Here is a 12,127-nt window from a genome sequence, read left to right as displayed (position 1 = left end):
TGGTGGTTGCTCCATTCACTTGATTGGAGGGGATATCCCCAACATTCACTTTCAGTGCCCGGTTTGTTCGAGCAAAAAATTCTTCTTTACCTGTTTTAGCGCTGAACAGAACCAACCTCACGGAGCCGTGTGTTCATTATGCGGAACCAGAATGACATCGTCGTCTTGTATTCAGAAACTCAAGCGCAGACGATGGCCAAAACCCGTAGCGTAACCTGAGGCCTTATTGGCCTCATGTTTTATTTATCGTAAAGAGGGCTGATGATGTCACAAAATCTGAATGCACAATGCCATTGCGGTGGGGTGAAATTTACGGTTGAACTGGCGGATGGTTTTAATACCGCCCGGCGGTGTAACTGCTCTTTTTGTCGAATGCGTGGCGCGGTGGTGGTTACAGCGTCTTTATCGGGAATCAAGATTATTCAAGGCGAAGACCAACTAACGGAGTATCGTTTTAACACGCAAGAGGCCCGACACTTTTTTTGCGCTGTCTGCGGAATTTATACTTTTCACCAACGCCGTTCGAATCCCGATCAATATGGCGTGAATGTCGCCTGCATTGAAGGGGTTAGCCCTTTTGATTTTACAGAAATAGACGTGACGGATGGCGTGAATCATCCAAATGATGGGGCCAGTGATGGCATTGTGGGTTTTCTTTCGTTTCGGGCAGTGAAAAGACCTCCTCAGCAATAAACGCTGTCACTACACGTTAACTTCGGTAAACTTTCCTTTAACCACACCGTCGTAGAATCGCCCTTTGGACACCACCTGCAAAAAGTCGTTATAGATTCGGGCTGGCACACGCTGATATTGAAGCGTCCGGCGATCGATAAAGCGAATCTCAAGCGTAGCGCTACGCTCATCGTAGGCAATAGAGGCAATACGAGACGATCTAACCGGGTGATGGACCATGATGCGTTCTCCCTTACCGCTCAAAACAGGAGATTTATCATCTATCAGGTAGGCGTATCAGCGCAAGGGTAAATTATGATCCTGAATCATTAAGCGCAGTAATAAGATAGAGTGCACGGGCTGACTTATCGTGTCTGGCTGACATATTAATACCCGCGATTTTTTCACACGCATCCCGTATTTCATTCTGACCAGATGTGAAGGACTTCTGTTTTTTATAAAGTAAATTTATAATGACTTATATATCTATTATGAATTTCTTATGCTGTTAGTCGTTTGCTATTATCTGGCGTGCGATAAATGCCGTGAATGGGTTATGCCAATGAATAATAAATAAAAATTATTCATTCGTGGCTGAGGGCGGTAGACTTCGCCTCGTTATATGCCTTAAGATTCTTTATCCGTTTACAGGTGAGTGTGTTTTTTTGAAATACAAACACTCACTTTATTATTTGGATAAGCCCGGAGTTGATACTCCGGGCTTTTTTTATTACTCGCTTGCGGATTTTTCTGTTTTTCCGGCCATCTGCGCCAGGAAGTCGTAGCGTTTTTGCAGATCCGCCGCCGCATCTTTCCAAAGCTGCTCGGCCACCTCAGGCTGCTGAGCATTCAGTCGACGGAAACGCTGTTCCTGGAGCAAGGTTTCGGCAAGTGCATCTGATGGCGGACGTGAGTCCAGCGCCAGCGGCAGTTTGCCTTCATCCGCACGGCGCGGGTCGAAGCGATACAGCGGCCAGAAGCCTGTGGCGGTGAGCTGGCGCATCTGATCGTGGCTCAGCGCCAGATCGTAACCGTGCTCTTCGCAAGGACTGTAGGCAATAATCAGAGAAGGGCCTGGATACGCTTCCGCTTCCTGAATGGCTTTCACGGTCTGATTAAGCTGCGCGCCCAGTGAAATCTGCGCAACATAAACATGGCCGTACATCATCATGCTTACACCCAAATCTTTGCGCGCTTTGCGTTTGCCGTGTTCGCCAAATTTGGTCACTGCGCCCAGCGGCGTTGCTTTGGACGCTTGTCCGCCCGTATTGGAATAACACTGCGTATCAAGCACCAGAATATTGACGTTTTCGGTCAGACTCAGAACATGATCCAGACCACCAAAGCCGATATCGTAGGCCCAGCCATCACCGCCAATCAGCCAGATTGATTTCTCCACCAGCGCGTCGGCGTCGGTTAAGAGCTGTTCAGCGCCCTCGACGCCAGCCAGATGTTGTCGCAGTTCGGCGACTTGGTCACGACGGACTTCAGGCGTGGCGTCGCTGTGCAGCGCGGTGTTCAGCGCCTCTGGGATCTTATCGGCAAACTGCTCCAGCAAACGCATGACGCGAGCGCGATGCTGATCGACCGTCAAACGAAAGCCCAAACCAAACTCTGCGTTATCTTCAAACAGCGAGTTCGCCCATGCCGGACCACGGCCATTGGCATCGGTGGTATATGGCGTAGAAGGTAAATTGCCGCCGTAAATAGAGGAACATCCGGTGGCGTTAGCGATTAGCATGCGGTCGCCATACAGTTGGGTGAGCAACTTAATATAAGGTGTTTCGCCGCAGCCCGAGCAGGCTCCGGAATATTCAAATAACGGCGTAATGAGCTGCGACGTACGGATATCAATACGTTCCAGCTTGCTACGATCTATTTCCGGCAGGTCGAGGAAGAAATCGTAATTCACTTTTTCTTCTTCCACATGTTCCAGGCGCGACATCATATTGATGGCTTTAATCTCTGGATTTTGACGATCTTTGGCCGGGCACACTTCGACACACAAATTACAGCCGGTGCAGTCTTCCGGTGCGACCTGCAGGACGTATTTTTGTCCACGCATATCCCGGGATTTCACATCGAGTGAATGCAGGCTGGAAGGGGCGTTTTCCATCTCGTCTGGCGAAACAACTTTGGCGCGAATAGCTGAGTGCGGGCAGGCCGCAACGCAGTGGTTACACTGGGTGCAAAGCTCCTCTTTCCAGATGGGGATCGCTTCAGCGATATTGCGTTTTTCCCAGCGCGTCGTTCCAACCGGCCAGGTGCCATCTGGTGGCAGCGCAGAAACGGGCAGGGCATCGCCCAGTCCCGCCAGCATCGCCGCAGTCACTGTCTTCACAAAATCAGGTGCGGCATCGGACACGACCGGCGGTCGATTTGGGCTTTCGTCATTGACTGGCTGCAGTGGGATCTCAGAAATGGATTCACGCGCCAGCGCCAGGGCTTGCCAGTTGCGCTCGACCAGGTCCTGGCCCTTACTGCTATAGCTTTTGGCAATCGCGCCCTGCAATGCCGCCAGTGCGCTATCACCCGGCAGAATATGGGTCAGATGGAAAAACGCCATCTGCATAACGGTATTAATACGTGCTGCCAGGCCACATTCGCGGGCAATTTTTGCCGCATTGATGGTGTAAAGGCGGACTTTTTTCTGATTTAGTACCGCTTGCACTTCGCGCGGTAAACGTGACCAGACTTCATCGGCGTTGTACGGGGTGTTGATCAGGAAAATACCGCCAGGTTTCAGACGCTCTGCCATCTGGTATTTATCAATAAATTGCAGCTGATGGCAGCCGACAAAATCGGCTTGCGAAACCAGATAGGCCGAACGGATCGGCTGCTCGCTGACGCGCAGATGCGAAACGGTCAGACCGCCTGCTTTTTTGGAGTCATAAACGAAATACCCCTGCGCATACCACGGCGTCGAGTTACCAATAATCTTGATGTTGTTCTTCGTTGCCGAGACGCTACCGTCGCTACCCAGACCATAAAATAGCGCTTCGAGCTTCGCTTTCGATGGCAACGCCTCTTCAGGGAGCGGCAGAGAAAGGTTTGTGACGTCGTCATAAATGCCGACGGTAAAGCGCGGTTTTGGCTTCGCGGCGTTTAGCTCGTTGAATACGGCCATCACGCAGTCGGGACCAAATTCTTTTGAGGAAAGGCCATAGCGGCCGCCAATCACACGCGGCAGCATTTCGCGTTCACCGCTGTTGAATGCCTCGGCCAGCGCCGTCATGACGTCCAGATACAGCGGTTCCGCATGCGCGCCGGGCTCTTTGGTGCGGTCAAGTACGGCAACAGAACGCACGCTTTCTGGCAGAACGGACAGCAAATGCTTCGCCGAGAATGGGCGATACAGGCGCACTTTCAACACACCGACTTTTTCGCCGCGAGAAAGCAGTTCATCGACCACTTCTTCACACGTGCCGATCGCGGAGCCCATGAGAACGATAACGCGCTCAGCCTGCGGATGTCCGTAATATTCAAAGGGTTTGTAGTCACGTCCCGTCGCGGCGGAGAAATCATCCATCGCCTGTTCGACGTGGTCGTAAACCGCGTTATACCAGGGATTTGTTGCCTCGCGAGACTGGAAATAGGTATCCGGATTCGCTGACGTGCCGCGAATAACCGGATGCTCTGGATTGAGCGCCCGTGCGCGATGGGCATCAATTTCCGCCTGCGGCATCAACTCAAGAATCGTGCTGTCAGCCAGCGGCACGATTTTATTGATTTCGTGCGAGGTACGGAAACCGTCAAAGAAATGAATAAACGGCACGCGGCTTTTGAGCGTTGCCACGTGAGAAATCAACGCAAAGTCCTGCGCTTCCTGCACGTTGCTGGCGCAAAGCATCGCACAGCCCGTCTGACGAATGGCCATCACATCAGAGTGATCGCCAAAAATCGACAGGGCATGGGTCGCCACGGTACGTGCGGCGACGTGTAAAACAAACGGGGTTAACTGTCCAGCCAGCTTATACAGCGTGGGGATCATTAACAGCAAACCCTGGGAAGAGGTAAACGACGTAGACAGCGCGCCGGTTTGCAACGCGCCGTGTACAGCGCCGATAGCGCCGGCTTCCGATTGCATTTCCACGACCCGAGGGACATCACCCCAGACGTTTTTAAGCCCGTTGCCCGCCCAGGCATCTGCCTGTTCCGCCATCGTCGAACTCGGTGTAATAGGGTAAATGGCGATAACTTCACTGGTGCGAAACGCGACGGACGCGGCCGCGCCATTACCGTCAATAGTGATCATGTGACACCCTTACATTGCGCAAAAAAGAGGGACCCGTGAAACGGCGACGAGTCCTGATAATTATTCCCTTATTTTAGCAAAGGTCAGCATTTGCGATTTTCGCTTTTGTGTCCTTGTTATTCACCGCAGCAATGAGCAGATCAAACTTAGGTCATAAAAAGTGACAGAAAATGTTTCAGGAGTGCATAAATGCACGCTGTTGCTCTCGACGGCGCGGCGTGTGATGCCTATGATGCATAGGTTTCGCAATTTAAATGGGGAAGAGAGAATGCGCGCAGCGTTTTGGGTTGGGTGTGCGGCGTTGTTGCTGTCAGCATGCAGCAATGAGCCGGTTCAGCAGGCGACAGCAGCACATGTTAAGCCAGGTATGAAAGCAGCGATGTCCAGTTCCGGACAGGCTAATTGTGCCATGGTGGGCGGTTCGCTATCTGCCGCACGTCAGCTTGATGGTTCAGCCATTGGCATGTGCGCGCTACCCAACGGCAAACGCTGCAGTGAACAATCGCTTGCCGTTGGCACATGTGGAGCTTACTGATTAATCAGCACGTTTGAACATTAACGTCTGTTCTGCTGTTGCCAGCGTTAACTGATCTTCTGTCAGATCAACCTGCGCGCCTTTGCGCAGCATATCGCCGATCGTACTGTCCAGTTCATTGAGTGCAGGGTCGGCGCAAAGCTTACGCGTCATCGCTAACGTTTTGACTGTGAGTTCGCCTTCCGACAATTTCCCTTCACCGGTAAAGCGGTTGCACATCACACCTGAAATCGCCATTTTATCGCCAATGCTCATTTCTGGCGGTACGGCGCTGGGTTTGACTGCAACACCGTTGACACTCTCCAGCATAAATCGGTGACCCTGAAGTTGTTCCGGCTGAACGGAGGCTTTACCGGGATTCACGCAGCCAGACAGTGCCAGCGAAAACAGACCTACTGCAACGAACTTTTTCATGTTTCTTCTCAAACTATCATTACTGTGAATATTTTTAACGATAGCGCGCGGGTTGTCTTCGGTGTTTATCTGAAAGTGCGAGGAGGGTTCCGGGCAGACGTTACGCTACCCGGTTTAGTGGAGATTAATGCGATTTAAAACCTGCGGCAGTCATCAGCACGCGGAAGATCATACCCACCGCAGCCAGAGCCAGCACGCTGCCGCCCCAGAGAATGACCAGCCACATCAGGCGTTTCCAGACAGGTTGTTGCATCAGTGATAACCCTCCCCATGTTGAACTTTGCCGCGGAACACGTAATAGCTCCAGAATGTATAGACCAGGATGATAGGGATAATCAGCAGCGCCCCGACCAGCATAAAGCCCTGGCTTTGCGGGGGTGCAGCGGCTTGCCACAGCGTTATCGACGGCGGAATGATATACGGCCAAATGCTGATCCCCAGCCCGCTGAACCCGAGGAAAATCAGCCCTAACGTGAGTACAAACGGCGTATTGTGGCTGTTCGCGTTGTTCAGGGTTTTCCATAATCCGCCGCTCAGAACGAGCACCAGCAGTGGAACCGGCATCAAGAAGTACAGGTTCGGCACGCTAAACCAGCGATCGGCAATACTCTGATGCGCCACCGGCGTCCACAGGCTGATGACCGCGATGATCCCTAGAAGCGCCAGCAGGAGCCGTTTTGACACTCGACGCATTCTGGCCTGCAGCGGGTTTTCACTTTTCATCACCAGCCAGGTGGCACCCAACAGGGCGTAAGCGACCGTCAATCCCACGCCGCAGAACAGGTTGAACAGCGTAAACCAGTCAAATGGCCCGCCGCTGTAAGCGCGTCCCGTGACGGAGAAACCATTAATGACCGCACCGACAACCACGCCCTGGCTAAAGGTGGCGAGAATCGAGCCGCCAATAAACGCTTTATCCCAGAAGGGCCGATGCGCGGGTGTCGCTTTAAAGCGAAACTCGAAGGCGACGCCGCGGAATATCAGGCCAATCAGCATCAGGGTCAGCGGAATGGTGAGGGCGTCGATAATCACCGCATAGGCCAGCGGAAATGCGCCGAACAACGCTGCGCCGCCCAGCACCAGCCAGGTTTCGTTCCCGTCCCAGACGGGGGCGACGCTGTTGACCATCACGTCGCGGTCATCCGCGTCCTGCGTAGTAGGGAACAAAATACCGATCCCTAAATCGAAACCGTCCATCACGATATACATCAGCGTGGCGAATACGATGATCACGAACCAAATAACGGAAAGGTCGAGCCCCATTATGGTTTCTCCTTAGTTACAAATTCTGTACTGGCGGCAGACAGCGGACGCGCGGGACGGCCATCATGCTCGGTGGCAAACGTTTCATCTTCCTGCGGGCCTTTCTTGATAAGACGCACCATATAGCTGTAACCCACGCCAAACACCGAGGTGTACACCACGAAAAAGGCCAGCAGGCTCACACTCATATGCAAATCGCCATGCGCAGAGACCGCGTCTTTGGTGCGTTGCAGTCCGTAAACCACCCACGGTTGGCGGCCCACTTCGGTCGTTACCCAGCCGGCCAGAATCGCGATAAGCCCAGAAGGACCCATCAGCAGGGCAAACCACAGGAACGGACGAGAGGTATAAACACGCTGTTTATAACGCAGCCATAATGCGACAGCGCCCAGCAACAGCATCAACATTCCGAGCCCCGCCATAATGCGGAATGACCAGAAAACGATGGTGGAATTGGGGCGATCTTCTTTTGGGAAATCCTTGAGCGCCGGAACCTGCTTGTCCAGACTGTGCGTCAGGATCAGGCTACCAAGCGCGGGGATTTCCAGGCCATAGCGAGTGCGTTCCTGTTCCATATCAGGCCAGCCAAACAGCAGCAGCGGCGTGGGTTCGCCAGGGGGATTTTCCCAGTGGCCTTCGATGGCCGCAATTTTGGCCGGCTGGTGTTTTAAGGTGTTCAGGCCGTGCATATCGCCGACCATCGCCTGGATGGGCGCGACAATCAGCGTCATCCACAAAGCCATCGAAAACATATGCCGAATGGCGGGCGTGTTGTTACCGCGTAACAAATGCCAGGCCGCCGATGCACCGACAAACAGCGCGCTGCTCAAAAACGCCGCGATGGACATGTGCAGTAGTCGATAGGGGAACGAGGGGTTGAACACCACGGCAAACCAGTCCACCGGCACCACGACACCGTTGACGATTTCATAGCCCTGCGGGGTTTGCATCCAGCTGTTCGACGCCAGGATCCAGAAGGTAGATATTATCGTTCCCAGCGCCACCATGCAGGTCGAGAAGAAATGCAGTCCAGGACCGACTTTATTCCAGCCAAACAGCATCACGCCCAGGAATCCTGCTTCGAGGAAGAATGCGGTTAACACTTCATACGTGAGCAGCGGGCCGGTAATGCTGCCCGCGAACTGTGAAAATCCGCTCCAGTTGGTACCGAACTGATAGGCCATCACCAGCCCGGACACCACGCCCATCCCAAAGTTGACGGCAAAAACTTTTGACCAGAAGTGGTAGAGCGATCGCCATACCGGATTTTTGGTTTTTAACCAAAGACCTTCCAGTACGGCCAGATAGCTGGCAAGACCAATGGTGATCGCCGGGAAAATAATGTGAAACGATACGGTAAACGCAAACTGTATTCGCGCTAAATGAAAAGCATCTAAACCAAACATGCACAGCCTCAATGTCAATCGGTGTGCTGTTATGGTATAGGGCGGAAAAGGGAACTATCAGAGTCAGAAAAGCGATATTTAGGTATAACAGTTTGCGAAAGTGAGAATCTTTACTAATCTGATATAGTCGCCAGGTGGCTGATAGCGGGCGAGGGAAGTGACTCATGAAGTATAAAAAAATCCTTTTTTATGACGTTTATGCATAAAATGGCTTGCGTTCTTTTCTGCAACGTGCGTTAATGATTCTTCGGTTTGAATTCCAAAAAAATATCTGACGTAGCATCTAAGCATTTCTCATCACGTTGTGCCTCTCCGCAGCCTCTTGGGTCTTTCTCCTACACTCTGATTAGTTTTGTCTCAGACCTCTATTGCCATAAAGGCCCATTAGCTATTTACGTTTTTACGTACAGGAGAATCATATGATTTCTTATATCCATTTCCGTTGTCCGTGCTGTCACGGCTCGCAATACCGCACCTCAATTTTTGACGTGTCAGAAAAAAATCCACATGGCGCGAAATGCATTTTCTGCAAATCGTCTATGGTGACGTTGGATCATTTAGCTGCGGCGATGCATACCCAACAGGCGTCACTGGATTATCGCAAGTAATAAACGCTTAACGTATTCGATCATCAAGTCGTTTCAGAACCGTCTGTAGATAACTATAACAGTTCATAAAATCTGCCTTTTTTCTCTTGCTGATATACTATGGTGTGCAGCGAGGAGAGACCGATGAAAAAATACCAGCGCCTGGCGCAGCAAATCATTTCGCAAATCGAACTTGGCGTGTGGTTGCCAGGAGATAAACTGCCGTCGTTGCGTGAGCAAGTTGCCAGCAGCGGCATGAGTTTCATGACCGTGGGTCATGCGTATCAAACGCTGGAAAGCCAGGGGCGAATCGTTGCTCGCCCGCAGTCGGGGTACTATGTTGCCCCGCGGCCCGTTAAGCAGCAGCCTGCGCCTCCGGCGCAGGTGATGCGCGATGAAGTCGTTGACATCAACACCTATATTTTTGATGTTCTTCAGGCCAGTCGCGACCCTTCAGTCATTCCCTTTGCTTCTGCTTTTCCCGATCCGCGCCTTTTCCCGCTTCAGCAGCTTAATCGATCGCTTGCCAACGTCAGCAAAACCGCGACGGCAATGAGCGTGATTGAAAATCTGCCGCCGGGCAATGTCGATCTGCGCCATGCCATTGCGCGCCGTTACGCCCAGCAGGGCATGAACATTTCCCCCGAAGAGATCGTCATCACCGCCGGCGCACTGGAAGCGCTCAATCTGAGTTTGCAAGCGGTGACTGAGCCAGGCGACTGGGTGATCGTTGAAAACCCCTGTTTCTATGGTGCGCTTCAGGCGCTTGAACGCCTCAAGCTGAAAGCGTTGTCGATTGCCACTGACGTGCGTGAGGGGATTGATCTGAACGCCCTTGAACAGGCGCTAAACGATTATCCCGTTAAGGCCTGCTGGCTGATGACAAACTGTCAAAATCCGCTCGGTTTCACGCTCAGTGCGCAGAAAAAATCTCAGCTTGTCGCGTTGCTGACGAAGCACAACGTCACGCTTATTGAGGATGACGTCTACAGCGAGCTCTACTTTGGTCGCGAAAAGCCGCTGCCCGCAAAAGCGTGGGATCGCCATGACATGACGCTGCACTGCTCGTCGTTCTCCAAATGCCTGGTGGCGGGATTTCGCATTGGCTGGGTAGCAGCCGGGAAACATGCGCGTCGCATTCAGCAGTTACAGCTGATGAGCACGCTCTCGACCAGTTCACCGATGCAGCTTGCGCTGGTGGATTATCTTGCCACCAAGCGTTACGACGCCCATCTCCGTCGCTTGCGGCGCACGCTTGCCGAGCGCAAACAACAGGCGTGGCAATCGCTTTTGCGCCATATGCCTGCCGACGTCAAAATTCATCACAGCGACAGCGGCTATTTTTTGTGGCTGGAATTGCCCGCGCCGTTAGACGCCGGGAAATTAAGTGAGCAGGCGCTGGCGCACCATATCAGCATTGCGCCGGGCAAAATGTTTTCAACCTCAGATGCCTGGACACCCTTTTTCCGTTTTAATACGTCCTGGGAATGGGGTGAGCGTGAAGAACACGCCGTCATCCAGCTGGCGCACTTAATTAACGGTATGCTGAAATAACACCCGGATCGTATTTTCAAACCTCCCCGCTGAAATAAACAATTCTTATTCTGTGGCAGGCGTTGGGTTTATTCCCAAACGTCTGTCATAGGAAATCTGCATACCGTCACCCGCCGCTAACTCCTTGTCTATAATCCAGTTAACAGGGAATGCGCCCTCGGTCACAACCTGATGAAATTTCCCCAGGCCAGCAGGTGCAGCGCATTTGCGCGGTCTACGTTTATGAAGGGAGATAATTTTACGGCACGGCTGCCGCCAAATTTTCATTGCGACAGGAGTACTACGAATGAGCATAAAATTTGCCCGCAGCAGCCTGTGTGCGCTCGGCATGACGATCATGACCGTGCAAGCCGCAGAGCCACCGAAAGAGATCGGTAAAGGCGAGGGAAGACTGGATATCATCGCCTGGCCGGGATACATCGAACGTGGTCAGACGGATAAAAACTACGACTGGGTCACGCAGTTTGAAAAAGAGACCGGTTGTGCGGTGAATGTGAAAACGGCCGCGACCTCCGATGAAATGGTCAGCCTGATGGCAAAGGGCGGTTATGACCTGGTCACGGCCTCCGGTGATGCCTCATTGCGCCTGATTATGGGTAAACGCGTTCAGCCCATTAACCCCGATTTGATCCCTAACTGGAAAACGCTCGATCCCCGCCTCGTTAAAGGCGAGTGGTTTAACGTCGACGGAAAAGTCTACGGAACGCCTTATCAGTGGGGACCCAACCTGCTGATGTACAACACCAAAACCTTCCCGACACCGCCTGATAGCTGGGCCGTTGTTTTTAAAGAGCAAAATCTTCCGGACGGAAAATCCAACAAAGGGCGCGTTCAGGCTTATGACGGGCCGATTTACATCGCCGATGCCGCGCTGTTTGTGAAAGCCACGCAGCCAGAATTAGGCATTACCGACCCGTACCAGCTCACTGAAGCGCAATACGCGGCGGTACTGAAAGTGCTGCGCGATCAGCACGCGCTGATTCACCGCTACTGGCACGACACCACCGTGCAGATGAGCGACTTCAAAAATGAGGGTGTGGTGGCATCAAGCGCGTGGCCCTATCAGGCCAATGCCCTGAAGGCGGACAATCAGCCCGTGGCGACCGTTTTTCCGAAAGAGGGCGTAACCGGCTGGGCAGACACCACCATGCTGCACGCAGAGGCCAAACATCCGATGTGCGCTTATAAGTGGATGAACTGGTCGCTCACGCCAAAACTTCAGGGCGATCTGGCCGCCTGGTTTGGCTCTCTGCCGGTTGTGGCCGAAGGCTGCAAAGCCAGTACATTGCTGGGTGATAAAGGCTGCGAAACCAACGGCTATAACTATTTCGACAAAATCATGTTCTGGAAAACGCCGATCGCGGAAGGCGGAAAATTCGTGCCGTACAGCCGCTGGACGCAAGATTACATCGCCATTATGGGTGGCCGTTAATCGCCCTGG

The 12,127-nt window shown here is 52.7% G+C and carries 11 protein-coding genes; 5 read left to right on the top strand and 6 right to left on the bottom strand.

The window, feature by feature from the left end:
- Positions 1 to 264 precede the first annotated feature (264 nt).
- A complete protein-coding gene (locus I6L74_RS19490) occupies positions 265 to 693 on the top strand; it encodes a GFA family protein (protein WP_072241862.1) in 429 nt (142 codons plus the stop codon).
- Positions 694 to 702: 9 nt separating this feature from the next.
- Here the strand turns inward: I6L74_RS19490 and I6L74_RS19485 are convergent, their stop codons facing one another.
- Positions 703 to 912, bottom strand: a complete 210-nt coding sequence (locus I6L74_RS19485; RefSeq protein ID WP_059179051.1) for a KTSC domain-containing protein — start codon at positions 910 to 912, stop codon at positions 703 to 705.
- Between the two features lie 490 nt (positions 913 to 1,402).
- The gene (gene nifJ / locus I6L74_RS19480; RefSeq protein WP_059179050.1) at positions 1,403 to 4,927 is read right to left on the bottom strand and encodes a pyruvate:ferredoxin (flavodoxin) oxidoreductase; all 3,525 of its coding nucleotides are present in this window, start codon (positions 4,925 to 4,927) and stop codon (positions 1,403 to 1,405) included.
- 268 nt (positions 4,928 to 5,195) lie between these two features.
- On the opposite strand from nifJ, the gene I6L74_RS19475 reads away from it, so the two are divergent.
- Complete coding sequence (locus I6L74_RS19475) at positions 5,196 to 5,462, top strand: putative hemolysin (protein WP_059179049.1); 267 nt, start codon at positions 5,196 to 5,198, stop codon at positions 5,460 to 5,462.
- Here I6L74_RS19475 and hslJ read toward each other — a convergent pair whose 3' ends face one another.
- From hslJ to I6L74_RS19455, 4 genes are all read right to left on the bottom strand, one after another.
- Positions 5,463 to 5,876 carry a heat shock protein HslJ gene (hslJ, locus tag I6L74_RS19470; protein ID WP_059179048.1) on the bottom strand — a complete coding sequence of 138 codons (414 nt, stop codon included), beginning with the start codon at positions 5,874 to 5,876 and terminating at the stop codon, positions 5,463 to 5,465. It abuts the gene before it with no gap.
- Between the two features lie 124 nt (positions 5,877 to 6,000).
- Positions 6,001 to 6,129 carry a DUF2474 domain-containing protein gene (locus tag I6L74_RS19465; RefSeq protein ID WP_072241843.1) on the bottom strand — a complete coding sequence of 43 codons (129 nt, stop codon included), beginning with the start codon at positions 6,127 to 6,129 and terminating at the stop codon, positions 6,001 to 6,003.
- The gene (cydB, locus tag I6L74_RS19460; protein ID WP_059179047.1) at positions 6,129 to 7,139 is read right to left on the bottom strand and encodes a cytochrome d ubiquinol oxidase subunit II; all 1,011 of its coding nucleotides are present in this window, start codon (positions 7,137 to 7,139) and stop codon (positions 6,129 to 6,131) included. The genes I6L74_RS19465 and cydB overlap by 1 nt, the downstream gene beginning before the upstream one ends.
- Positions 7,139 to 8,545 (bottom strand): cytochrome ubiquinol oxidase subunit I, encoded by a 1,407-nt coding sequence (locus I6L74_RS19455; protein ID WP_059179046.1) that lies wholly within the window; start codon positions 8,543 to 8,545, stop codon positions 7,139 to 7,141. Before I6L74_RS19455 ends, cydB begins: the two co-directional genes overlap by 1 nt.
- Positions 8,546 to 8,964: 419 nt before the next feature.
- Between I6L74_RS19455 and ymcF the strand changes: the two genes are divergently transcribed.
- The 3 genes from ymcF to ydcS all read left to right on the top strand — a co-directional run bounded on the left by ymcF (position 8,965) and on the right by ydcS (position 12,118).
- Positions 8,965 to 9,153, top strand: a complete 189-nt coding sequence (gene ymcF / locus I6L74_RS19450) for a cold shock small protein YmcF (RefSeq protein WP_059179045.1) — start codon at positions 8,965 to 8,967, stop codon at positions 9,151 to 9,153.
- A gap of 123 nt (positions 9,154 to 9,276) precedes the next feature.
- Positions 9,277 to 10,686: an aminotransferase-like domain-containing protein gene (locus I6L74_RS19445; RefSeq protein WP_059179044.1), complete on the top strand. Its 1,410-nt coding sequence runs from the start codon at positions 9,277 to 9,279 to the stop codon at positions 10,684 to 10,686.
- 286 nt (positions 10,687 to 10,972) lie between these two features.
- On the top strand, positions 10,973 to 12,118 hold the full coding sequence (gene ydcS / locus I6L74_RS19440; protein WP_059179043.1) for a putative ABC transporter substrate-binding protein YdcS: 1,146 nt from the start codon (positions 10,973 to 10,975) through the stop codon (positions 12,116 to 12,118).
- Positions 12,119 to 12,127 lie beyond the last annotated feature (9 nt).

It is taken from the genome of Lelliottia amnigena (genome assembly GCF_019047465.1).
Taxonomy (GTDB): domain Bacteria; phylum Pseudomonadota; class Gammaproteobacteria; order Enterobacterales; family Enterobacteriaceae; genus Enterobacter; species Enterobacter amnigenus.
This window is presented reverse-complemented; position numbering and strand designations above follow the sequence as displayed.